Genomic DNA, 23,815 nt, shown 5'->3' on the forward strand with positions numbered 1-23,815 from the left:
GTTCCGGCGGGCGTTTTCTGTACTATCCTATTCGTATATATGGACATCCATCTCATCATCCTCATTCTTAGTGATGAGTGCATAGCTTTTACTCTTGTCTTTGATTGAAATTTCCACATTGGTGTTCCTGAAATGCTCCTGGACGAGTTCACTGACATACTGGGTCAGGCCGATGATTTCACCCCGCGAAGTGTATTCAACAGGTATTTCTATGGACAGATGTTCAAGATTGCCATCTTTGAAATATCCCTGGCCGATGGAAGTTGTGAAACTGTCGAAGTATGATTCCAGCTTTCTGTTGAAGTTTTGGTAGTCACTGTTTATCTCTTCGCTGATACTGCCTGCTTCGGAGGAAGGCAGGAGCACATAGTTCTCCTGTATTTCAGTGAAGGATGAAATTTCATCGCTTCCCGGTTCAACGGTGGCGGTGGAGAGGAAATGTCCGGGTGTAATATCCGTTTCACCGGACTGCATGAAGATGCCGAACACGATCGTCATATCCTGATACTGTTCGTTCGCACGGATCCGTTCCAGGATTTCAGCCGCCATGCGCTCGCCCTGCTCCCTTACTTCCTGCTCATCAAGCGTTTTGGTGTATGTTTCGCCGTACTCCTCCTTCTGGTAGTAGTACTCGCTGTTCATCGCCAGTCCGATAGTCATGCCGGAAAAGTCCATGTTGCCGTCCTCATCCTTGGTCATGTAGTTCTGTTCCAGTATATGGGAGAGATAGAGCGGTGCCTCTTCCGCGATCGTTTCAGGGTCTGTCTCGCCTTCTGTGGAAGGGTTGAGTCCAAGGTTGCTGAATGCATTGTTATCCGCCTTCTCCTCCTCGCTCATCGCATCAATCTCTTCTGATGTATAGCTGCGGTTCAAAAAGCCGCGGACCATCTCTTCGGTGAAGACCTGGCCTTCCCGGAATACATAATCATCCGTGCTAAAAACAGATTTGCTGATGTCGAAAAGACCTTTTTCGAATGTCTCAATATTGTAGCTTGAGACCATATTGGAACTTGTCAGCCCGCGTGATGGTGAAATCTGGTAGGGAATCACCGTCTGATAATAGCCCGGGTTCTCCCCGACTTCATTTGTCACCGTCTCTTCCTGTTCCTCTACAGGTGCTGTGTTCATTTCCTCTTCATCCGATGCCGTCTGCGTCTGATCCGCCACCTCGCTTTCCGGTGTCCCGCAGGACGCCAGAAAGATCAGCAGCAATGGAGTAAGGATATATAACTTTTTCATAATCACTGCCTCAACTTCTCAATGAATTCGTTCTCGTCCCAGACTGCAACACCCAGTGACTGGGCCTTCTCGAGCTTGCTTCCGGCCTCTGCTCCCGCCACCACTACATCCGTATTGCCTGAAACGCTGCCGGTCACTTTGCCGCCGGCATTTTCAATCATCTCTTTTGCTTCCGTGCGTGTCAGCTCTTCAAGCCTGCCCGTCAGAACGAAAGTCATTCCGGAAAATTCAGAGCTTCCTGCTTCGGACTTATCCTCCGTCATATTGACGCCGGAGCCCGCCAGCTTATCGATGAGGGCTGCGAAATCGGGATTCTCGGTATATGTCACGATAGAGCTTGCAATCTTCTCACCGATTTCAGGTATTTCCATGAACCGCTCTGCCGGCTGCTTCATGATTTCCTCCATGGAGCCGAACTCCCCGGCAATGAGCTCCGATGCTTTCGCCCCCAAAAACCTGATGCCGAGACCGACAAGGAGTTTTCTGAGCGGGTTTTCTTTGGAAGCTTCTATCGCGGACAGCAGATTGCTGATTTTCTTATCGCCCATACGCTCGAGCGGAATCAGATCATCATATGCCAGTGCGTAAATATCACCGATATCACGGACGAGCCCTGCATCGAACAGCTGACGGATCACTTTCTCACCCAGCCCGTCAATATTCATTGCGCCTCTTGAAACAAAGTGGATCATCCCTTCGACCAGCTGTGCCGGACACTGGGGATTGATGCAGCGTATCGCTACTTCATCTTCAAGCTTGACGGTTTCATGGCCGCACCCCGGACATTCGGTCGGTGCTTCGTACACTTTCTGGTCGGTACGCTCTTCAAGTATCGGGCGGACCACTTCCGGTATGATGTCGCCGGCCTTCCTGATCACGACCTTGTCATTGATACGGATGTCTTTCTGCTCGATCATTTCATGGTTGTGGAGTGATGCCCTTGCGACAGTCGTCCCGGCCACCTTCACCGGTGTCAGGATCGCCGTCGGGGTGATGACCCCGGTGCGTCCGACTGTGAGTTCGATGTCTATGATGTCAGTGACCACTTCCTCGGCCGGGAATTTATAGGCGATCGCCCAGCGGGGAGATTTCGCTGTGAAGCCCATCTGTTCCTGTTTGCTGATTTCATTCACTTTGACGACGATGCCGTCAATGTCATAATCGAGTCCGTTGCGGTGGTTTGTCCAATATTCTATGTACTCGAGCACCGCTTCGATATCATCCGCGAGCCTGCGCTCATGGTTCGTTTTGAAGCCTTCCTGATCAAGCCTGTCCATCGCTTCGCTCTGGGACACTGCTTCGAGTTCAGTCAGATCGTTGACACTGTACAGGAAGACGGACAGGTTCCTTCTGGCTGCAAGCTTCGGGTCCAGCTGTCTCAGCGACCCCGCCGCTGCGTTTCTCGGATTCTGGAACAGCCCCTCTCCCTTACCCTCTTTTTCCGCATTCAGCTTTTCAAAAGAGGCTTTGGGCATATAGGCTTCACCGCGGACTTCGAAAGACAGCGGGTTCTTTATCTCAAGAGGGATCGCCTTGATCGTCCTGAGATTCGATGTGATATTCTCACCGACTGTGCCGTCGCCGCGTGTTGTCCCCTGGACAAAACGCCCCGCTTCATATTTCAGGGAGACGGCGAGGCCATCGATCTTAAGCTCACACATATAATCCACTTCACCGACCATGTCACGAACCCTTTTATCGAATGCCCGGAGTTCTTCAGCGTTGAACGCATTGGAGAGACTGAGCATCGGCGTGTCGTGCGCCACTTTCTCAAAGCGGCTCATGACCTCCCCGCCGACCCTCACTGTCGGGGAAGTATCCGTCTTCGATGCCGGATACTGCTCTTCCAGGGCGATCAGTTCGTGCAGCAGCCTGTCATACTCACTGTCGGGAACGGAGGGGGTATCAAGCACATGATATTCGTAGTTATAGCGATTCAGTCTGTCCTGGAGCTCCTTGATTTTCTCTTCCATAAAATTTACCTACTCCTTCTTTGTCAACGGTGCAAAGTTTGCAAGCAGCCTTTTGACGCCGACAGTCGTGAATATTATGTCGAGTTCCTGGCTGTCCCCTTCTCCCTTTATGCCGGAGATGATGCCTTCGCCGAACTTCCTGTGTTCGACCTTATCACCCACTGTGAAGCTCGTGCCGCTGTTGTTGGTGATGACGCGGCTCCTTTTCTTCGGTCCGCGCCTGTTCATCTGGAAGCTTCCAGATGCAATCGGCTGCGGTGAGTCCTCCTGGCCGCCGAGGACAAGTTCTTCCGGTATTTCAGAGAGGAAACGGCTGCGCTTATTAGACTCCGTCTTGCCGTAGATCATGCGGCTGTCCGCACGTGACAGGAACAGCATGTCCTCGGCACGCGTCAATGCCACATACATCAAACGGCGTTCCTCTTCAAGTTCCTTGTCATCAAACATCACTCTCCTTGACGGGAATATCCCCTCCTCGAGTCCGACGATGAATATGACTTTGAACTCAAGACCTTTTGAGGCATGCATCGTCATCAGCGTCACTCCGCTGTCCTCCTCGACGCCGTCCTGGTCGGATACCAGGGCCATATCGCTCAGGAACGTGAATAGAAGTTCATCGGACACTTCATTCTCCTTGTCGAATTCACGGGTCACCGTCCTGAACTCCTCCAGGTTTTCGATGCGGCTGCGTGACTCAAGCGAGTTCTCCTTCTCGAGCAGGTCGAGGTAGCCGGTATCCGCCAGTACTTCATCCACGAGTTCTGTGACGGACATGTACTTCGACTTCTGCTTGAGATTATCTAACATATCGTTCAGGTTCATGAGTTTGACGACGGCGTTCTTTGATATGCCGATGAAATCGGACTCCCCGATCGCTTCATATATGCTCGCTCCCGTGTGACGGCCGTGCTCTTTCAGCTTGTCCACCGTCTTCGGCCCGATGCCGCGTTTCGGCACGTTGATTATCCGTTCAAATGAAATGTCGTCATTCGGGTTCTGAATGACTTTCAAATAGCTCATGAGGTCCTTTATCTCCATGCGGTCGTAGAATTTCATGCCGCCGACCATCTTGTATGGAATATTGGATTTCACAAGCGCATCCTCAATTGCACGGGACTGCGCGTTGGTGCGGTACAGGACGGCCATATCATCGTAGGAATACTTTGATGAGAGGTCGAGGACGTTCCTGACGACTTCCTGGCCTTCCCCGCGTTCCGAATCAGAGACGATGCTCGTAAGCTTCGGTCCGCCGTCCCGGTCGGTGCGGAGAGCCTTGGGCTTGCGTTCGGTATTGTTGCCGATGACGGCATTTGCCGCATCCAGGATGTTTCTGCTGGAGCGGTAGTTCTGTTCGAGCTTGATCACCGCCGCTTCCGGATAGTCATCCTCGAAATTCAATATGTTCGTGATATCCGCCCCGCGGAATTTATAGATTGACTGGTCGGAGTCACCGACCACGCATATGTTGCGGTATTTTTCAGCGAGCATCCTGACCAGCTGGTATTGGGCATGGTTGGTATCCTGATACTCGTCCACATGGATGTACTGGAAAAGGTTCTGGTAGCGCTCAAGAACCTTTTTTTCCTTTTCGAACAGCTCGATTGTCAGCATGATCAGATCATCGAAATCGAGGGCGCTGTTGCGGTAGAGGATCTGCTGGTAATCATGATAGATTTCGCTGTAGAGCGTATCCAGGTATCCTTCGGCCTCTTCAGCACTCTGTTTCGGCCTGATCAGGGTGTTCTTCTTATCGGAGATGAACCCGATGATGCTCCTCGGATTATGCTGTTTGACATCGAGATTGCGCCGCTTCAGTATATCCTTCACTACAGAACGCTGATCTGTCGGATCGAGGATGGAGAAGCTGTTTTCATATCCGAGATAATTGATGTTGCTGCGCAGTATGCGCACGCACATCGCGTGGAAAGTGGAGACCCATATGTCAGCAGCACCGTCACGGATGAGCGCAGCCACGCGGTCCCGCATCTCGCGGGCCGCCTTGTTGGTGAAAGTGATGGCCAGTATGTTCCGTGCCGGCACATCCTTCTCCTCCATCAGATAGGCGACGCGGTGCGTGAGCACACGCGTCTTCCCGCTGCCTGCACCCGCCATTATGAGCAGAGGGCCTTCGGTCGTCCGGATGGCCCGTTTTTGTTCTTCATTCATTAAGCTTAAGTCCATTTTAAAAACCCCAATTTACTTGATAATTGTCCTGAGTGCCTTTTTCGTACTGTCATAGATTACATTGCCGACCACTATCGTGTCGGCATACTGCGCCATCTCCCGGGCCTCATCGCGCCCCCCGATGCCGCCGCCGTAGATGACATGGGAATGCGCCGCATTGTCACGCACCATCCGCATGACCTCCGGGTCTCCATATGTGCCACTGTATTCTATGTAAATATAGGATGTCTGGTAGAGCTTGTCCAACATGTTGATGTAATGCGGCACCATTTCATGTGTCACCCGCTCTGCATCCGATTTTTCAAATGCCTTGCATTCTTCGTTCATGATGATATACGGCAATAGCGACATCTCACTGTAATCGATCAGGTGGCTGTATTCAGCCAGTGCCTGGAGCATCAGGCCGTGCTGCCATCTGATGTCCTTCGTGTTGAACACGGCGGGTATGAAGTAATGATCGAACCCCGGTACGACAGCTTCCGTCGAAGTCACTTCCAGCGCCACCGGCACGGAGAATCTCCTCACGCGGGCCATCAGGTTCAGCACATTGTCTTCCGTGATGCCGTCCGTGCCGCCGACGATGATGGCATCAGTCTCCGATTCGCAGATTTTCGCGAGTGCCTCGTCAGTAATATCCTTCGCAGGATCCAATTTGAATACATGTCTACATTCCTTCAGCATATAGAAAACTCCCATTAAATTTCATAAGGATATTATATCATTTTTAAGCCTTCACTGTTTTATATTATGTGTGAAAACCATGGATTTTGCGAACAAAAAACGCGGCTCGATGAGCCGCGCCAAAGTATTCAGTCTATCCCTAGATACTCTTCAAGTGTCAGGCCGCTCTCATAGATGGCTTCCGCCTCGTTCCCGACATATCTCAGATGCCAGGGCTCGTACTGATAGCCTGTAATTTCTTCCTTCCCTTCCAGGTATCTTACGATGAAGCCGTATTCATGTGCAACATCCTTCATCCATTCATATTCAGGTGTATCACCGAATTTTATGCTGAGTGTCGTGGCACTGTCTTCTGACCCCACATCAATGGCAAGCCCTGTCTGATGTTCGGAATGGCCGGGTCTCGCACTGTACTTATCAGCTGCCTCACGTCCGTCCCGCGCAACATAGTCATTGTACAGGCCGGCCTGGTAATCATATGTTCTGAAGTCGCTGACCAGCGTGAAATCAAGGCCTTGCTCCGCACCGTCGGCAAACATTTCGGTGTAGGCATCGATCACTTCCTCCTGGAGCCCCGGGCTATAGTCCGGCGGCAGCGGAATTTCCTTGTTGACGACCAGTATGCCGTCGACGTATGTGACGCCATTTACAACCTCGATGTCCGGCAGTGCATTGAGATTGCCGATGACCACCGGTGCATACTGTTTTTCAAATGTTCCATGGGAGGCAGTCTGCGCTTCATCCAGCGTAATGCTGCATGCCGACATAAGGAGCGCTGCTGACGCAATCAGCCCTGTTAACAGCTTTCTACTCATACAATTTCCCTTTCTGCACCGGCACGGCCGGATATTTATTCGAGCCCGGCACGCTTGAATATGATATCCACACGCTTCAGGTGATGTTTTTCATCAAAGCACCCTTCAATCTCCTTTGGTGTCAGCAGTTCCCTGATCCGCTCATCCTTTTCGACGAGTTCCCTGAACGGCACCTTCGTCTCCCATGATTCCATCGCTTTCGGCTGCACAAGGTCATACGCCTCTTCACGCACAAGCCCCTTGTCTATGAGCGTGAGCATGACCTGCTGTGAATACACGAGGCCGAATGTCTTGTCGATGTTGGCTTTCATGTTCAGTTCGAACACCGTCAGGTTCTCGATGATGTTTGCAAACCGGTTGAGCATATAGTCCAATGCGATGGTGACGTCCGGCAGCATGATGCGCTCGGCGGATGAATGCGAGATGTCACGCTCATGCCAGAGCGGCACGTTTTCATATGCCGTGGTGATGTAGCCGCGAATGACACGGGAGAGCCCGGTGACATTTTCACTGCCGATCGGATTCCGTTTATGCGGCATCGCACTGGAGCCTTTCTGGCCCTTGCCGAACGCCTCCTCCACTTCCCGTGTTTCCGTTTTCTGGAGGCCGCGCACTTCGACGGCGAATTTTTCGACCGATGTCGCAATCAGCCCGAGAGTGGCGATGTAATAGGCATGGCGGTCGCGCTGCAGCGTCTGTGTGGAGACTTCCGCAGCACCAAGCCCCAGATGTTCACACACATATCCCTCAACTTCCGGCGGGATGTTCGCGAATGTACCCACCGCCCCGCTCATCTTGCCGACCTCGATTTCCTTCCTGACATTTCTGAAACGCTCAAGGTTGCGCTTCATCTCCATGTACCAGAGCGCCATCTTGATGCCGAATGTCGTCGGCTCCGCATGGACCCCGTGTGTGCGTCCCATCATCAGTGTCGTCTTATGCTCTCTCGCTTTTGCGGCAAGCACATCGATGAAACGCTCAAGGTCACGTTCGATGATCTCATTCGCCTGTCTGATGATGTAACTCTGCGCCGTATCCACGACATCCGTCGAAGTGAGACCGTAATGCACCCACTTCTTCTCCTCGCCCAGCGTCTCCGACACCTGACGGGTGAAAGCGACGACATCATGGCGGGTTTCTGCTTCTATCTCCTTGATGCGGTCGACATCGATTTCAGCATTCTTCCGAATCAGACCGACCTCATCCGCCGGGATAAACCCAAGCTCCGCCCACGCTTCCGATGCCAGAATCTCCACTTCAAGCCATGCTCTGAATCTGTTCTCTTCTGTCCAAATCTTTGCCATTTCCTCACGGGAATAACGGGAAATCATGCATACACACTCCTTAATTATCAGTTCGGTATCATTATAACAAACATCAATAAAAACGAACATTGAAATTATAATTAATTTCAATGTTCGCAAATAAGTACGAGGGGCCGCCCGCCTATTCTTCTGTCAATTTTCCTTCAAAGATTATCTCCTGGTAGTCGACGACCTTTTCGCCGTCCTTTTCTGTGAATACAGGCCGCTCGGTGCGCCGCACCGGGGCGTAGCCTTCGGCACGCATGCGCGCCAGGCAGTCGCCCAGACTTTCCCCGCCTGCGACTTTAAATTTTTTCTTCTTTGGCTTCTCCGGCATCTTCCCGTTCCTTTTCTTCATAGATTTCCTCCAGCACCTCTTCCACGTTTTCCGGTTCATAGTTCTTCAGGCGGCGGCGTCTGACGCCCTTCGTCCAGAATCCGCCGTTGATGTTCTTCGGTTCGTGGGTGATAATGAACGCCTTCTCATCCAGTTCCTTGATGGTCGCGATGAGCTTGCGCTCATATTTCCTCGGGGTGAGGATCTGCATAGTAGTCCGTTCCCCGTCCCGTCCGTACTGATAGCCGTGTGTGACGCCGTATCCCAGGTCTCTGATGTTCGTCGGCAGGTCGCGGTCCTTCTCCGCGGTGATCACATTGACGACGAGATAGCCGAGCGCCAGACGCTCTTCGATCTTGAGCCCCACAAGGATACCTGCCCCGAAACCGAGCGCATATGCCACGACATTCTGGAACTGGTCCAGGTTCTCAAGCACAAGCCCCAGTCCGATGACGTAGACGAATGTCTCCATGATGCTGAAAGTTGCTGCTGTGTAACGGTACCCTTTGAGTGTTGCAATGGTGCGCATCGTCAGAAAGCTCACATATATGATATTGATGACGAATATGACAAGCACCATCAGCCAGGGGTTCGTGGAAATGGCTGTTATCATGCTAAATTCCCTCTCTGATTACAATTTCTGAAATTCTATTTTTCTTCCGCTTCATATTTCGGTAAATTATGCCTGTGGTACGGCAGGTTACGTTTATGCCGGGATTTCCTGTACCATTTTATGATTGTTTCATAGTCTTCATCGGATACATCCCCGCCCTCAAGGAAGTCGTCAATCGCTTTGTAGGTGACACCCAGTGCCTCCTCATCACTGATCATCGGCTTGTCATCCTCAAGGTCTGCCGTCGGCACTTTGCTGAGCAGATTCTCCGGCGCACCGAGATACTCCATCAGCAGCCTGCCCTGGCGTTTGTTGAGTCCGAACAGCGGCACCAGATCGCTCGCCCCGTCCCCGTATTTCGTATAGAAGCCCGTGATGGCCTCTGCGGGGTGACCGGTCCCAAGCACAATGCCGTTCCGGCTTGCCGCAACCGCATACTGTGCCTTCATGCGTTCACGTGCCTTTTCATTCCCTTCGACGAAATCGTTCATTTCATATCCTGCCGACTCCAACGATCTGACACTCGCATCGACACTCGGCCTGATATCGATGGTTGCTGCATATGACGGGCTGATGAACTCCATTGCATCAAGCGCATCCGCCTCATCATTCTGCCTGCCGTAGGGCAGACGGAGGGCATGCAGTGCATAGCCGCCGCCCGATTCCTGATTCAGTTCATCGACAGCCATCTGCACCATCTTCCCGAGCAGGGTTGAATCCTGGCCGCCCGAGATGCCGAGTACGAACGATTTTATGAATGGGTTGTGTTTCACATATGTCTTCATGAAATCGATGATTTCCCTGATTTCCGTTTCCGGATCTATTTCGGGTTTTACATGAAATTCATCAATTATTTCCTGCTGCAATGGTCTCATACATAATCACTCCAATGTTTTATTACTTGCCTCTTCAATAAGGTCCTGTTTGATCTGCCACAGTTCAGTGGACAGATCCACCGGATATGCCTCCGGATTCAGGAACCTCTTATACTCTTCCCAAAGGATGGAGAGGTTACTCTCAAGGCGCTGTTTTATCTCAGCTATCTCTTCCCTTTCATATACGAGCTCCCCGTTCCTGAAGATATCCTTCAGGAGCTCCACCTTCTCGAATGAACGGATCAGCTTCCGCTTCATCGTATGGACGGGATGGAACATGAGCAGCGGTGCGTCCTCACTCACCTCTTCACCGGCGTGGGTGATGTATTCCCCTTCCGACATGCCGGTATACTTATTGATGATGCGGTACACATCCTTCTTGCCCGGGGTTGTGACTTTTTCCGGATTGCCGGAAATCTTGATGCGGTTCTCGAGCGTCCCCGATTCGTTTTCCACGGCAACCAGCTTATAGACCGCACCGAGCGCCGGCTGGTCATACGCTGTGATCAGCTTCGTGCCGATGCCCCAGCTGTCCACCTTTGCCCCCTGCGACAGCAGTGACACGATCGTCACTTCATCAAGGTCATTGGAGACGACGATCTTCGCATCAGGGAACCCGGCTTCATCCAGCATCTTGCGCGCCTCCTTGGACAGATAGGCGATATCGCCCGAGTCGAGCCGTATGCCGATGAAGTTGATCCGGCCGCCGTATTCCCTGGCCACCCTGATCGCGTTCGGCACACCCGACCTCAGCGTGTCGAAGGTATCCACAAGGAACACACAATCCCTGTGCGTCTCGGCGTAGGCTTTGAACGCATCATAGTCATCGCCGTATGCCTGGACCATCGCATGGGCATGGGTACCGCTTGCGTTCAGGCCGAACAGCTTCGCCGCCCGCACGTTGCTGGTCCCGTCGAAACCGCCGATGATGGCAGCGCGTGCGCCCCATAGTGCCGCGTCGAATTCATGCGCGCGGCGGGTGCCGAACTCCATCAGCATGTCATCCGGCACAAGCTGGCGGATCCGGCTCGCCTTCGTCGCAATCAGCGTCTGGAAGTTGACGATGTTGAGCAGTGCCGTTTCAATCAGCTGCGCTTCGATGATCGGTGCTTCAATCTGCACGAGCGGCATGTTGGCGAATACGAGACCGCCCTCCTCCACCGCACGCACATTGCCCGTGAACCGCAGGTCCCGCAGATATTCCAGGAAGTCCTCCCCGTAGCCGAGGCTCCTGAGATATCTAATATCCGACTCTGTAAAGCGGAGATTCTCCAAAAAGTCGATGATGCGCTCCAGCCCGGCGAATACGGCGTAGCCGTTGCCGAAAGGCACCTCCCTGAAATAAAGGTCGAACACCGCAGTACGGTCCGCCAGACCCTGCTCCAGATATGTCTGGCTCATGTTGATCTGGTACAGATCCGTGTGGAGCATAAAGCTGTCGTCTTCAAATTTATACATCCTTGCCAATCCCTTCATGTATGCTGTAAATCAGTTATAATTATTTATAATCAGTTTAACACAAGAATATACTGTACCATTACTATAATCGTCTGGAGGCATAACATGAAATCAGAGAGCTTCAGGGCACGCTTCATCATCCTGTCCGTCATCGTCTGCATATCCGGGTTCTCCCAGGGTATGCTGCTCCCCCTCATATCATTCATTTTCGAAAACCGGCAGGTCAATGCCACCATCAACGGGCTCCATGCATCGGGCCTCTATATAGGTGTACTCCTGTCGGCATTGTTCATCGAAGCGCCGCTTAGAAAATACGGTTTCCGTCCGATGATCATCACAGGCGGCGCCATCGTGGGCCTGTCACTACTCGCATTCCCGCTGCTCGATTCGATATGGCTGTGGTTCATACTGCGCCTCATCGTCGGCATCGGAGACAACGCACTGCATTTCAGCACGCAGACATGGCTGACCACAAGCACACCGCAGCACAAACTCGGCAAAGTCATCGCCTTTTACGGCCTGTTCTTCTCGGCCGGCTTCATGATCGGACCAAAAGTGAGCGAACTCGTAACAATATGGGAGCCGCTGCCATTCCTGGCCTCAGGGGTGCTGACGATGATGGCATGGCCACTGATTTTCCTGCTGAAGGGGGCGGAGGATGCCAAACCGGAAGACACCGGCGTACAGGCCAGCCTGTTCAATACACTCAAAAACTTCAGGGATGTGCTGAAAACGAGCTGGGTCGCATTTTTATTCCCCATGCTCTACGGGGTACTCGAGGCCTCCCTCAACAGCAACTTCCCCGTGTTTGCCATCCGGCATGATTTCGAGCTGTCGGAAATCACATGGATCCTGCCGGCCTTCAGCCTCGGTGCCATACTGCTCCAGGTGCCGATCGGCGGGCTCGGTGACAGGGTCGGACGGGGGAAACTCATCAACATACTGCTCGCTCTCGGGGCCGCCGTGTTCCTCATGATGGAGATGTTCAGCGGGTCATTCATCATGCTGCTCCTCTCCTTCACACTGGCGGGCATCTTCGTCGGCTCCATGTACTCACTCGGCATCAGCTATATGACCGACATCACACCGAAAACAAACCTGCCGGCAGGCAACCTGATGGCCGGCATCATGTTCAGCCTCGGCAGCATCGCCGGGCCGGTGGCGGGCGGTGCGATCATCGGCATGACCGGCGGCGCGCACTACTTCACATTCTTTGCATGCCTCATCCTTGTGCTGGTCATCATGAATATTCTGTTCATGCAGAAAGGAAAAGCTGCCGTACGATAGAATTCTGCACCGTTTAATGGAATAATGGACGTAACAGACCATTCAGGAAAGAGGGATCAATATGTCAGAAGCATTGCTCGTCATCGACTATTCCTACGATTTCGCCGCACCGGAGGGAAAACTCACCGCCGGAGAACCCGCTCTCGAAATCGAAAGTGCACTGGTGGACAAGATCAGTGAATTCCATGGGACCGGGCGACCGGTGTTCTTCATGATGGACATCCACCACGAAGGGGACGAACACCACCCTGAAACAGAGCTTTTTCCGCCGCATAACATTGCCGGTACGAAAGGGCGTGAACTGTTCGGCAGAGTGAAGGAAATCTATGAAGAGATCGAATCTGCGCCAAATGTATTCTTCATAGACAAGACCCGGTACAGCGCGTTTGCCGGCACCAATCTCGGACAGCTGCTCGCGGAGAGGGGCATCGATTCGCTCACCCTCACCGGCCTCGTCACCGACATCTGCATACTGCACACCGCAGTGGATGCGTATAATAAAGGGTACCGGATCACAGTGCCTGCATCGTGCGTGGGTTCATTCAACCGCGACGGCCACATATTTGCGCTGGAACATTTCAAAAATTCACTTGGAGCGACAGTTGAACGATAGAAGAATGAGTGGCTGAGTGATAAAATGGGAATAGTAATAACATATCAAAGGAGACATTAAATATGAGTGCAGTTAAAATTTTTGGACATCAGAATCCGGACACGGACACGATCACATCCGCGATTGTTGCAGCAGACATCGAAAGCCGTCTGGGCCGCGACGCAAAAGCTTTCCGCCTTGGCGAAATCAATGCGGAGACAAAATATGCGCTTGAATACTTCGGCGCCGCATCACCGGAGGCGCTCGGGACACTCGACGCGGGCGATCCGGTCATCCTAATAGACCATAATGAGTTCCAGCAGTCTGCGGACAACATCGAAAAAGCGGAGATCCTGAAAGTGTTCGACCACCACCGCATCGCAAATTTCCACACAGAGTCCCCGCTCTACTACCGCGCGGAGCCTGTGGGATGTACAGCGACAATCCTCAACAAGGTCTACAAGGAGAACGGACTTGAAATCACAAAGGAAATGGCGGGACTGATGCTTTCTGCAATCATCTCGGATACACTGCTGTTCAAGTCACCGACAACGACTGAAGAGGATATCGATGCAGCGTCGGAACTGAAGGAGGTTGCAGGCGTCGATCTTGAAGCGTACGGAATCGACATGCTCAAGGCGGGGGCTTCCACCAGGGACAAGTCCGCCGAGGAACTGATTACAGGGGATGCGAAGTCCTTCGACATGGGTGTCAAGACGACGCGCATCGCCCAGATCAATGTCGTGGATGTGGATGAAGTCTTTGAACGGAGAGAAGAAATCGAAGCGGCGATCAACAACCAGATTGAAACGGACGGCTACGATCTGTTCGTACTCGTTGTGACTGATATCCTTAAATCCGACTCCAAAGTACTGTCACTCGGCAAGGAATCCGGTGCTGTGGAGAAAGCATTCGATGTCGCCCTTGATGACAACACTGCAGTATTGGAGGGAGTCGTCTCCCGCAAGAAGCAGGTTGTGCCGAACATCACCAAAGCTTTGTCATAGAAAGGAGCAGGTTTCATGCTTAAGAAGGAAGACGGAAAACTTTTTCTCGAGGAAGAGCACAACATCATCGCCGAACTCATCTACGAAGAGCATGACGACTACTACGATGTGACCAGCACGTTTACAGAACCGGAATACCGCAACAGGGGTCTCGCCAAAGATCTCGTCGATGAGATTGTCGAGATGGCACGCGAGAATGACAAGAAGATCCAGCCGACATGCCCGTATGTGGCGGCTGCCATCAAAGATGATGCCTACGACGACGTCAAAATAAAATAGGCCATTAAAAACGCCCCGCGATCGCGGGGCGTTTTTAATGGAAGGCAATTCCAAAAAAATAATAGTTGAAAGAATGAAAAAATGGTATGACTAAATAATACCATCAGTTTTCTGAAAAATCAATATAATCTATCATCTTTTTCTAATTAAATATTTTACTTATTACACTTTCCCTGCCTTCTTCCAGATACTGTTTGGAACATTCATCCTCCACCGTATATCCGAGTTCCTCTGTGGCCCTTGAATAGGACACTTCATCGATATAGTTGGTGAGCCCCGCCTGGTCAAAACAGGAGGGATGCACAATTTCCTGGAGCGTATTGTCTATGATGACCCGTTCCGAGCCGCTCGTCTTGTCCGCAAGCGGCAGAACAAGCAGCAGGACGGCCGCGAGGATGAATATGATGATGATCACTGTACTTTTTTTCATCTTACAGGAATCCGACGAAGACGCCTTCCGGTGCCTCCGCTTCGCTTTCACGGCGAGTGAGCGTGCCGTCTTCATTCACATCGAACAGCACGAGGTTATGGGACCGCTCGTGGGCACAGATAAGGTATTTTCCATCCGGTGTAATGTTGAAGTCACGCGGCCAGTCGCCATGGGTCGGTTCAATCTGAATCCTCTCAAGTTTCCTGCCGCCATCGTCCACTTTGAATACCACTATGCTGTTGTGTCCCCTGTTCGACACATACAGGAATTTCCTGTTTGGATGCCTGCGGATTGCCGCCCCCTGTGAATGGCCGTCAAAATCCTCAGGCAGGGCGGAATAAACCTCCTCCGGCGTGAAGATTCCGTCTTCATAGGATGCGCCGATCACTTCATTGGACAGTTCGGTGAATATGAAAGCATAGTCCCCCGCTTCGTTGAACACTAGATGGCGCGGACCGCTGCCCGGTGCCACACTGCACTCCGCCACCTGCTCCAATTTTCCTTCATCGATTTTCAGCGTGACCAGCTTATCCGCGCCGAGGTCCACCGCCACGAGATACTGCCTGTCTGGAGTCTCCGTTACAAAATGGGCATGCGGCCCGTCCTGGCGTTCGTGGGGACCGCCCCCCTCGATCTGGAAGACATCCAGCCGGTCGGTCACAACACCTCTGTCATCCACTTCGTAAAGGCGGACCTCCCCGGATCCGTAGACGGTGTCCACCAGATGATTCTGGTCCGACGTCAGCATCAGATGGCATCCAGACCCGCCCTCTTCCAGGCAGTCGTCGATGAACCTGAGTCCGCCCGTTTCAAGGTCGGCGATTTCGTACGTTGCCACGCCGCCTTTCGTCTTGCCTTTTTTGATCGCATAGACGCGGTCATTCTGAACGTCCAGATAAGTCGCATTCGGTGTTTGTGCAGCGACTTCGACAGATTTAAACTCCCCTTTTTCAGAATCCAGCTCATACCGGTATATCCCCTGGCCGTTCTCTTTGGTGTAGCTTCCAATATATCCGATCATTTATTCTTCCTCCTAATTTCACTTTTTAATAATCTTAGCATACACGTCCCCATTCCCTAAATGAACAGTTTGATAACTCCCCATTGAAAAATCGAACGTATGTTCGTATAATGGAGGTGACAAAGTTTATTGAAGAAGAGGCGATGCAAATGGATTATCGGGATATACCCATAGAAAAACTGGACTCCAATATTCCACAGGGCAGAGGAATGATCAAATGGGCCCCCTTTGCCACGATGCCTGAACAATTCGAAACAGTCGAACGGCTGGTCGGCGACCAGACAAAGATCAGCCGTCCGGAGCTCTCCGACGACCGGCTGGAGGAGATGGACCGCATACTGAAAAAAGCACGGCAGGATAAACGAAGGATAAAAGTCGAATACTATTATGACGGCAGACGCTTTCACATCGCACTCGACATCATCACGGCAGACAGATGGAGCATGATGCTGATCGGACAGAAGGCAGACAGTCCGGCGGATGACATGGTTTTCATCTCCTTCATGGACATCCTCGATATAGTGATGCTGTAAAAATTGCGGATTCAAAAAAAGCCGGGGAGATCCCCGGCCGGTCCGCGCCGGTCAGTCCTCTAGGAACAGTACCGGTTCTTTTTGGAAATCTGTCGCCATCATCAGATGATAGGCGAGCACGGTCGTGGTGATCGCACCCACACCACCCGGCACAGGGGTGATGTATGACGTCTTGTCCTTGACCGCTTCGTAGTCCACATCACCGACCATCCTGCCTTCCTCGGTGAAGTTGATGCCGACATCGATGACGACCGCGCCCGCTTTGACGTGTGCGTCGCCGATCAGGTTTCTGGCGCCTGCTGCACTGATGATTACATCCGCGTTCCTGCATTTGTCCACAAGGTCATCGGTATAGAGGTTGCACGTGGTCACCGTCGCTTCCCTATTGATCAGCGACAGGGTGAGCGGTTTGCCGACAACCGCGCTCGCGCCGACCACGGTGACATTCCTCCCCTTGAGGTCGATGTCATAGAATTTCAGGATTTCCATGACCGCAGCGGGAGTGCATGGTTCAAGCCGGTCCGGCTCCCCCGTCAGCACCTTCCCCATATTGACCGGGGTCATGCCGTCGATGTCCTTGATCGGGTTCATCAGTTCCACGACGCGCTTCATGTCGATGTGCTTCGGCACCGGCTGCAGCAGCAGGATGCCGTTGACCGAGTAGTCCTCATTGATCTCCCTGAATTTCGTCAGGAACGCCTTCGCGGAAACATCCCCCGCAAAGTGATACTGCTCCGTCTCTATGCCAAGCTTCTCAAGGCGTTTCACTGCCGCATTTTCATAGGAGATCGCATCCGTCAGTTCCCCGATCCTGACAAAGGCCACCTTCGGATTGATCCCGTGCTTATGGGATTCCGCAAGTGCATCCGCGATCTCCCCGGAAAGATAGGCAGCAACTTTCTTACCTTCCATAATCGTCGTCATTAGCAAGTTCTCCTCCATGGATTTTTTATGAACACAAACGGTATACTCCTTCCCTTCAATCATAGCAGAATAAACACGGCAACTTCCACTAATCATATATGCGCATAAAAAACGACCGCCTGTAACCAGGCGGCCGGAAAGCGGCACTTACTTCGTTTCACGGTGAAGTGTGTAGCTGTTTGATCTAGGGCAGTATTTTTTCATTTCAATACGCTCAGGATTGTTTTTTTTGTTTTTAGTCGTAATATAGTTACGATCTCCACAGTCAGTGCAAGCCAAAGTTACATTTACTCTCATCAGTTCCGCCTCCTTTGCTATACGTGTTTCTAGTTCGATTTGCGGTGATGGATCTGCAAAATTGGAACAATATTAATATTATACCATGTCAGACAGCACTCTGAAAGTACTGCCGGGCTACTTTTCAACTGGCCAGTTGATCATCCCGCCTGTGGGATGAAACGATTGCTGTACAATATCAGCCAGATCCCCGTATTCATTAAACCGCCTTAACCATTTTAAGCGTTTCTGCTGTTTTTTTCAATACTTTTATAAAAATAACGATTCTCCCTTGTGCAATCGTAACCGTTACGATATAATTTTAAATCGTAATCATTACGCTATGCTGGATAAAAGGAGCACACATACATGAAAAAATTGATGACAGTCATATATACGACTCTGCTGGTGCTCACACTTGCCGCCTGCGGAAACGAGGGGGACGGCGGCAGCGGTGAAGATGAGGCGCTCCAGATCCATACCACCGTCTTCCCGCTGAAAAGTTTCGCCGAGCAGATCGGCGGGGACACGGTTGATGTGGAAACCATCTACCCGAACGGCGTCGACGTCCATTCTTATGAACCTACACAAAAAGAGATGATCGACTTCGCCGGCGGGGATTTATTCCTCTACACTACCGATGAATTCGATCCCGTCGCTGAAAAGATCAAAAATGCAGTCGCAGACCACAGCAATTTCTACGCGGCAGGCGGGGTCATTTCAGAAGATGATTTCATGGCAATGCACGAGGGGCATGACCATGGGGATGAAGGGCATGACCACGATGAGGAGGGGCACGAACATGGCTCGGAAGATCCTCACATATGGCTCGATCCGATGTTTTCCCTTCAGATGGCCGAATCGATAAAGGACAGGCTGGTGGAGATGAATCCGGAGCAGGAAGCGCTCTACACCGAGAACTTCGAGACTCTCGCGGATGATATCGAAGACATCGATGCAGAATTCAAATCCATAACCGAAACACCTGTGCGCGACACCATCTACATTTCACATGAATCCCTCGGTTACCTCGCGGGCCGATACCATTTCAACCAGGTCGGAATCACCGGCATGAACAATCAGGAACCGTCCCAGCAGGAACTCGTCGAAATCATAGAAAACGTCGAAGCACAGGACGCCCCCTATATACTGTATGAACAGAACCTCACATCCAGGATTGCCGACACCATCCGGCGGGAAACCGATACCGAACCTCTGGAATTCCACAACCTTTCCGTCCTGACCGACAGAGATCCGGACGATGCGACCTATCAGTCGCTTATGCGTGAAAATATCCAGGTGATCGACAGAGCATTGAACGAATAGATTTGTACCGGCAGAGCGTCCCTTCGGGGGCGTTTTTTGATGAGTGTGTAATCGTCGTTATCCACGGGACGATGAGATGCAAGAACCTGCCGGTGCGCCGTGCTTATTGTCGATCCGGTTTCGAAGATAAGAGAACAGCTCCGCTTATCATTGATTTTATTTCGATGATAAGAGGACCCCGTCTCTTATTGTCGATCTCCGATCGAAGACAAGCCAGGTGGTTCTCTTATTGTCGATCCGGTTTCGAAGATAAGAGAACAGCTCCGCTTATCATTGATTTTATTTCGATGATAAAAGGACCCCGGCTCTTATTGTCGATCTCCGATCGAAGACAAGCCGGCCGTTTCTCTTATTATCGATCCGGTTTCGAAAATAAGAGAACAGCTCCGCTTATCATTGATTTTATTTCGATAATACCCCGGCCTCACATCATCGAATAAAAACCAATAATGTGACCAACGCTGTCTCACATTATCGAAACCAAACCGTTAAGGCGACCCCGCCCCTCTCACCTCACCGGATGAAATTCATTAAGGCGAGGCTCCCCCTCTCACATCATCGAATCGGGAACGATGAGCGGCGTCGGCCAGAAAAAACGGAACACCATAAGTGTCCCGCCCCGCAAAACCGACTATTCATTTTCCGTGTTGATTTCCCGTTTCAGGTTCTCCGTGAACTCCTTGATTTCATCCACGTCTTTTTTCAAAAAGAATGCCAGAACCGCAATTCCAGCTGTTGCAACGACGAGCAGCACAACGAACAATTTAAAAAGAAATACAAATAATGATCTGATGAATTCCATAACTGCCTCCAATATCCTTTTGCCATCATTTACCCAATACCGAAAAAATAAACCGGAAAAATGAAATAAGCCCTTGCAATTAATCTGAAAATTCAGTATTATGAAGATAGTTAATTAACATTAACTACAACCTATTCCATTTTCTTAATAAAAATTTCTCCTATTTTTCCTGCACTCACCCGGTGCAGGTTTTTCTGTGTCTGCGCAAATCAATTATCCTTTGACCACTTTAATATAGACCGTTCTCCTGCGCGGACCGTCGAACTCTGCGAAGTATGTGCTCTGCCATGTGCCATAGACCACTTCGCCATTTTCCACAATCAGCGTCTCACTCGCACCCACGAGCGATGATTTCATATGGGAGTCTGAATTGCCCTCGGCATGCCGATACGCCTCTTTGTTGTCGAAAGTGGCATTCATCCCGTAGACCAGATCCCGCACGACATCCGGATCTGCATTCTCATTGATCGTGATGCCTGCAGTGGTATGCGGTGTGAAGACAACCACCACTCCGCCTTTCAGCTTGGATTCCGCGAGCGCTTCCTGCACGAGTGAATCGATGTTGACGAAAGTTTCCCGCTTATCGGTTTCCACTTCATACTTGAATAGCATTTTATCACCTTTAATCTTCAGTATTGTGGGTACTATATTACTAGAGATTGATGAAAGGAGAAATCGGAATGCCTTATACAACGAATGATTATCCGGATTCACTGAAGAATATGGAAAAGCTGGAACGGAGAAAAGCGATTGATATCATCAATGCACTGCTCGAGGAAGGGTATGACGATAACCGGGCAATCCCGATCGGGACCGAACAGGCTCAGGATTGGTATAAAGACGCAACAGATGAAGAATTAAAAGAACTCGAAGATAAAGACATCACCCAGCATGAAGACGACCCCGATGTCCAGGGCGGCAAGATAGCTGATAACGACGTCGAAGTCTTCTATGAAGATGACGAATGGAAAGTACAGACAAAAGGGGCGAAACGCCCGAGCAACACGTACGACACGAAAGATGAAGCCGTGAAGCGGGCAAAAGAGATTGCCGACAACCGCGGCGCGGAAGTCATCACCCATAAAAAGGATGAATAGCTGAATTGCCCCGATCAGAAGACCGGAGCAATTTTCATATCTGTGCATTCAGTTCCATCCGACCGCCGATACCGGAATCACCAGCCGTCCGTCCCTCCTGCATGAAACAGGCACAATGTACCTTCCCATGTAAAAACTATCCTTTTTTGATCAGTTCAATCGCCGGAATGTCGGCAGGCGCCCACTCCAGCACATCGATGACATCCCTTTTGAGCCATTTCATATCGACGTGTTCGAGCAGCCGGATTTCACCGGATGTCACTTTGGAGTAATAGGTCGTCAACTCGACCACCCCGAAATCATATTCATGGACAGTGGTGGTAATTTTGTCGCCGACTTCGATCCGGCAGCCCATTTCCTCTTCCAGTTCACGCATCAGGGCATCCAGTGGTTCCTCCCCCTCCTCGATTTTACCGCCGGGGAATTCCCACATCAGCTCAAGACTTTTCCCTTCGGGGCGCTGGGCACATAGAATTTCATCATTTTCATTTACGATGACAGCTCCGACCACTCTTATGTATTTCTTCATGTCTTCCTCCGAAATCTTTTTCCCCAATTATAACAAACTGCTTCAAAAATGAAATTAAATCGTGTCATATGTATAATTATGATAAATAAATTTAACTTGGACATTAAAGTATTTCAAATCTGGGTATGTTAATATGAAAACGAGATGATTTACATGCATCCGGCATATTTTGGGCATAAAAAAGCCCCTGCCTGAAATTATTAAGAGGTCGGGTGCATTTCTTAGGCAGGGGTAAATCCAATTAAGGGTAAGGAAAAAATGAACTTACTATAAGTTGCTAATAAACATCGATCGGGCGGGGTCTACCATCAGACATGTATGGACCGCCGTTCATGACACTGTATACCGGCTCATCCGACTTAACAATACTCGCTTCTACTGTTTCCGGACTGCTGAATGTCACTGCGCCAAACAGCATCAGGCTCACAATCAATACGCTGATAAGTTTTTTCATCCCTTCACCACCAATCAATGTCTATAACCACATTATGTAGTATTCTAAATATTTAATCAATATTCACATATGCAAAAATTGTGAACAAACGGGAGGATGTTCATGGAATATTTTGAGCGGTTCAAAAAAATACGCCAGCTGAAAGGCCTGACCCATAAAGATCTCGCAGAAGGCATATGCGGCATGACGACCATCTACAGATTTGAACGCGGGGACACTGCAATTACGGCAGAGGTCCTCTATCAGCTGTGCCAGCGCCTTGGCATCAGCATGCAGACTTTATTCGTCGATGAAGACTCAGAGTATGCGATGATCGATTATTATTTGGAAAAATTGCGTGAATACGTATATTTCAGACATCCCGACATGCTGAAGATGACCCTGAAGGATGCCGATGAAACTATAAACAGGCACGCCGGTTTCGACTTGAAATACAATAATTTCGACAGGCTCTTCAGGACGTACTCTGCCATCACATTCAGAAACGAAAAGAAGTACGATGAAGCGGAAAAGATTCTGGTGGAACTGATGAGAACAAAGAAGAACAAGTCTGATCTCGAACTTGAGATCATCAATTCACTTGGGGACCTGTACCTTATCCAGGAAAAATATGATGAGGCACTTGAACTGTATACCCGCTACAGGACACGCATCCTGGGACATGAGGATATCCATTACTTCGATCATTATATGCTGATCCAGTTATACTATGGCTACGCGAACAGCCTGTACAGTAACCACGATTACATACAGGCACTGGACATATGCTACAAACTGCTGATCAGGATACAGGAACACAACACGATGTATTATCTGGGCAGGACCCATCATCTCATGTGCCTCATCTACACAGCCCTGGATGATCCGGATAATGCGGAAGAACATTTGAGTAAAGCTGAATCCGCCTTCCATCTTGAAGACATCAGCGAAAAAGTGGCAGACCACGTTAAAGTGGCGGAAACAGAAATTGACAATCTCCGTAAAAACAAAAGCCTGTGAGTGCGTAACAAGACGCACTCACAGGCTGCTACAGTTCCCGCCTGTACCGGTGGGATACCTGCACCTCGCCGGTTGCGGTCTTCGTCTTCCTGTCATGCTGGTATACGAAGCCCCTCGCTTCGTAAAACGGCAGGCCGTAGTCATTCCCTTCCTGCACGGAGACCCATTGACAGACTGCCCCCCGCTTCCTGTGGCTCTCTGTAATTTTTGCGAGCAGTTCTTTACCGATGCCCCGAAAGCGGTAATCCCGGTCTACATAAAAGACGAACACTTCGGATGTATCAAGTGCCGTCATGCCCCCGCCGATGACGCCTGCGACCACACCATCCACCTCGGCAACATAGCTGTAACTGCCGCGTCTGATATCGCCGGCCACTTTATCCTCTGTGTACCAGAAGGAAATGATGCTCCGCTGGAAAGGTTCGGACATCGTCCCTTCCACCGTCTGGCGCCAGCCTTCACTGCATATTACGGCGACCTTCAGCGCATCGGAAACCTCCGGTCTCCTGATTACAAGCGTCATCCGCACGCACCTCCGGTCACTCTTCCTCCCCGCCTTCTTCCGGGGTTGAAACTTCTTTATCCTCTTCGACATATTTCACATTTTCATGGGACTCGAGTTCAGCCACCTGGTTTTCATTGAGGGAAATCAGGTACATATCCATAATCGAATATTCATGTTTTACGTCATCCGCGGCAATGTCCAATGCCTCAAACTCATCTTCTGTGAAAGGCGCTTTGACGCTTACCAGATAATCCTTTTTCTCTTCCATACCGCCA

At 50.7% G+C, this 23,815-nt stretch carries 28 protein-coding genes; 8 read left to right on the top strand and 20 right to left on the bottom strand.

The window, feature by feature from the left end; all coding sequences use genetic code 11:
* Positions 1-27: 27 nt before the first annotated feature.
* From WN59_RS08345 to WN59_RS08390, 10 genes are all read right to left on the bottom strand, one after another.
* Positions 28-1,239 carry a CamS family sex pheromone protein gene (locus WN59_RS08345; protein ID WP_046515640.1) on the bottom strand — a complete coding sequence of 404 codons (1,212 nt, stop codon included), beginning with the start codon at positions 1,237-1,239 and terminating at the stop codon, positions 28-30.
* 2 nt (positions 1,240-1,241) lie between these two features.
* Complete coding sequence (ligA, locus tag WN59_RS08350; protein WP_046515642.1) at positions 1,242-3,212, bottom strand: NAD-dependent DNA ligase LigA; 1,971 nt, start codon at positions 3,210-3,212, stop codon at positions 1,242-1,244.
* Between the two features lie 9 nt (positions 3,213-3,221).
* Positions 3,222-5,393 (bottom strand): DNA helicase PcrA, encoded by a 2,172-nt coding sequence (gene pcrA, locus WN59_RS08355; protein WP_046515644.1) that lies wholly within the window; start codon positions 5,391-5,393, stop codon positions 3,222-3,224.
* 15 nt (positions 5,394-5,408) lie between these two features.
* Positions 5,409-6,077, bottom strand: a complete 669-nt coding sequence (gene pcrB / locus WN59_RS08360; protein ID WP_082099228.1) for a heptaprenylglyceryl phosphate synthase — start codon at positions 6,075-6,077, stop codon at positions 5,409-5,411.
* Positions 6,078-6,205: 128 nt separating this feature from the next.
* The gene (locus WN59_RS08365; RefSeq protein WP_046515649.1) at positions 6,206-6,892 is read right to left on the bottom strand and encodes a M15 family metallopeptidase; all 687 of its coding nucleotides are present in this window, start codon (positions 6,890-6,892) and stop codon (positions 6,206-6,208) included.
* 35 nt (positions 6,893-6,927) lie between these two features.
* Entirely contained in the window at positions 6,928-8,223 is a 1,296-nt protein-coding gene (gene purB / locus WN59_RS08370; protein ID WP_046515651.1) for an adenylosuccinate lyase, read from the bottom strand.
* A 115-nt stretch (positions 8,224-8,338) separates the two neighbouring features.
* Positions 8,339-8,533, bottom strand: coding sequence for an NETI motif-containing protein (locus WN59_RS08375; protein ID WP_046515809.1), 195 nt, complete (start codon positions 8,531-8,533; stop codon positions 8,339-8,341).
* A complete protein-coding gene (locus tag WN59_RS08380; protein WP_156172418.1) occupies positions 8,502-9,146 on the bottom strand; it encodes a DUF2179 domain-containing protein in 645 nt (214 codons plus the stop codon). Before WN59_RS08380 ends, WN59_RS08375 begins: the two co-directional genes overlap by 32 nt.
* Before the next feature lie 35 nt (positions 9,147-9,181).
* Positions 9,182-10,021 carry an ammonia-dependent NAD(+) synthetase gene (gene nadE / locus WN59_RS08385; RefSeq protein ID WP_046515653.1) on the bottom strand — a complete coding sequence of 280 codons (840 nt, stop codon included), beginning with the start codon at positions 10,019-10,021 and terminating at the stop codon, positions 9,182-9,184.
* Positions 10,022-10,027: 6 nt separating this feature from the next.
* Positions 10,028-11,479: a nicotinate phosphoribosyltransferase gene (locus WN59_RS08390; RefSeq protein WP_046515656.1), complete on the bottom strand. Its 1,452-nt coding sequence runs from the start codon at positions 11,477-11,479 to the stop codon at positions 10,028-10,030.
* Between the two features lie 105 nt (positions 11,480-11,584).
* Here WN59_RS08390 and WN59_RS08395 point away from each other — a divergent pair, with 105 nt between their 5' ends.
* The 4 genes from WN59_RS08395 to WN59_RS08410 all read left to right on the top strand — a co-directional run bounded on the left by WN59_RS08395 (position 11,585) and on the right by WN59_RS08410 (position 14,644).
* Positions 11,585-12,766 (top strand): MFS transporter, encoded by a 1,182-nt coding sequence (locus WN59_RS08395; protein WP_046515658.1) that lies wholly within the window; start codon positions 11,585-11,587, stop codon positions 12,764-12,766.
* 61 nt (positions 12,767-12,827) lie between these two features.
* Positions 12,828-13,379 (top strand): cysteine hydrolase family protein, encoded by a 552-nt coding sequence (locus WN59_RS08400; RefSeq protein ID WP_046515660.1) that lies wholly within the window; start codon positions 12,828-12,830, stop codon positions 13,377-13,379.
* Between the two features lie 62 nt (positions 13,380-13,441).
* The gene (locus WN59_RS08405; RefSeq protein ID WP_046515662.1) at positions 13,442-14,365 is read left to right on the top strand and encodes a manganese-dependent inorganic pyrophosphatase; all 924 of its coding nucleotides are present in this window, start codon (positions 13,442-13,444) and stop codon (positions 14,363-14,365) included.
* A 15-nt stretch (positions 14,366-14,380) separates the two neighbouring features.
* Entirely contained in the window at positions 14,381-14,644 is a 264-nt protein-coding gene (locus tag WN59_RS08410) for a GNAT family N-acetyltransferase (RefSeq protein WP_046515665.1), read from the top strand.
* 142 nt (positions 14,645-14,786) lie between these two features.
* Here the strand turns inward: WN59_RS08410 and WN59_RS08415 are convergent, their stop codons facing one another.
* Positions 14,787-15,074, bottom strand: coding sequence for a hypothetical protein (locus tag WN59_RS08415; protein WP_046515668.1), 288 nt, complete (start codon positions 15,072-15,074; stop codon positions 14,787-14,789).
* A gap of 1 nt (position 15,075) precedes the next feature.
* The gene (locus WN59_RS08420) at positions 15,076-16,095 is read right to left on the bottom strand and encodes a lactonase family protein (RefSeq protein ID WP_046515670.1); all 1,020 of its coding nucleotides are present in this window, start codon (positions 16,093-16,095) and stop codon (positions 15,076-15,078) included.
* Positions 16,096-16,244: 149 nt separating this feature from the next.
* Here WN59_RS08420 and WN59_RS08425 point away from each other — a divergent pair, with 149 nt between their 5' ends.
* Positions 16,245-16,628: a YolD-like family protein gene (locus WN59_RS08425; RefSeq protein ID WP_052747352.1), complete on the top strand. Its 384-nt coding sequence runs from the start codon at positions 16,245-16,247 to the stop codon at positions 16,626-16,628.
* Between the two features lie 51 nt (positions 16,629-16,679).
* Here WN59_RS08425 and WN59_RS08430 read toward each other — a convergent pair whose 3' ends face one another.
* Positions 16,680-17,552 (bottom strand): bifunctional 5,10-methylenetetrahydrofolate dehydrogenase/5,10-methenyltetrahydrofolate cyclohydrolase, encoded by an 873-nt coding sequence (locus WN59_RS08430; RefSeq protein WP_046515672.1) that lies wholly within the window; start codon positions 17,550-17,552, stop codon positions 16,680-16,682.
* A 147-nt stretch (positions 17,553-17,699) separates the two neighbouring features.
* Positions 17,700-17,849 carry a 50S ribosomal protein L33 gene (gene rpmG, locus WN59_RS13550; protein ID WP_046790732.1) on the bottom strand — a complete coding sequence of 50 codons (150 nt, stop codon included), beginning with the start codon at positions 17,847-17,849 and terminating at the stop codon, positions 17,700-17,702.
* Positions 17,850-18,197: 348 nt separating this feature from the next.
* Between rpmG and WN59_RS08435 the strand changes: the two genes are divergently transcribed.
* On the top strand, positions 18,198-19,154 hold the full coding sequence (locus WN59_RS08435) for a metal ABC transporter solute-binding protein, Zn/Mn family (protein WP_046515675.1): 957 nt from the start codon (positions 18,198-18,200) through the stop codon (positions 19,152-19,154).
* 631 nt (positions 19,155-19,785) lie between these two features.
* Here WN59_RS08435 and WN59_RS13750 read toward each other — a convergent pair.
* Both WN59_RS13750 and WN59_RS08440 read right to left on the bottom strand, forming a co-directional pair.
* Complete coding sequence (locus WN59_RS13750) at positions 19,786-19,956, bottom strand: hypothetical protein (protein WP_197073404.1); 171 nt, start codon at positions 19,954-19,956, stop codon at positions 19,786-19,788.
* A gap of 213 nt (positions 19,957-20,169) precedes the next feature.
* Positions 20,170-20,568, bottom strand: a complete 399-nt coding sequence (locus WN59_RS08440) for a secondary thiamine-phosphate synthase enzyme YjbQ (protein ID WP_046515678.1) — start codon at positions 20,566-20,568, stop codon at positions 20,170-20,172.
* 68 nt (positions 20,569-20,636) lie between these two features.
* Between WN59_RS08440 and WN59_RS08445 the strand changes: the two genes are divergently transcribed.
* Positions 20,637-21,053 (top strand): DUF2188 domain-containing protein, encoded by a 417-nt coding sequence (locus WN59_RS08445; RefSeq protein ID WP_046515681.1) that lies wholly within the window; start codon positions 20,637-20,639, stop codon positions 21,051-21,053.
* 136 nt (positions 21,054-21,189) lie between these two features.
* On the opposite strand, the gene WN59_RS08450 is transcribed toward WN59_RS08445, so the two are convergent.
* Together WN59_RS08450 and WN59_RS13755 are read right to left on the bottom strand one after the other, a co-directional pair.
* Entirely contained in the window at positions 21,190-21,582 is a 393-nt protein-coding gene (locus WN59_RS08450; RefSeq protein ID WP_046515684.1) for a (deoxy)nucleoside triphosphate pyrophosphohydrolase, read from the bottom strand.
* A gap of 277 nt (positions 21,583-21,859) precedes the next feature.
* Positions 21,860-22,036 (bottom strand): hypothetical protein, encoded by a 177-nt coding sequence (locus WN59_RS13755; protein ID WP_197073405.1) that lies wholly within the window; start codon positions 22,034-22,036, stop codon positions 21,860-21,862.
* Between the two features lie 102 nt (positions 22,037-22,138).
* Here WN59_RS13755 and WN59_RS08455 point away from each other — a divergent pair, with 102 nt between their 5' ends.
* On the top strand, positions 22,139-23,035 hold the full coding sequence (locus WN59_RS08455) for a helix-turn-helix domain-containing protein (RefSeq protein WP_046515686.1): 897 nt from the start codon (positions 22,139-22,141) through the stop codon (positions 23,033-23,035).
* Positions 23,036-23,063: 28 nt separating this feature from the next.
* Here WN59_RS08455 and WN59_RS08460 read toward each other — a convergent pair whose 3' ends face one another.
* Both WN59_RS08460 and WN59_RS08465 read right to left on the bottom strand, forming a co-directional pair.
* Positions 23,064-23,558 (bottom strand): GNAT family N-acetyltransferase, encoded by a 495-nt coding sequence (locus WN59_RS08460; protein ID WP_046515688.1) that lies wholly within the window; start codon positions 23,556-23,558, stop codon positions 23,064-23,066.
* A 16-nt stretch (positions 23,559-23,574) separates the two neighbouring features.
* Positions 23,575-23,808, bottom strand: coding sequence for a protease inhibitor I9 family protein (locus tag WN59_RS08465; protein ID WP_046515691.1), 234 nt, complete (start codon positions 23,806-23,808; stop codon positions 23,575-23,577).
* Between the last annotated feature and the right edge of the window lie 7 nt (positions 23,809-23,815).

Source organism: Salinicoccus sediminis, from assembly GCF_000986795.1.
In the GTDB taxonomy this organism is placed as follows: domain Bacteria; phylum Bacillota; class Bacilli; order Staphylococcales; family Salinicoccaceae; genus Salinicoccus; species Salinicoccus sediminis.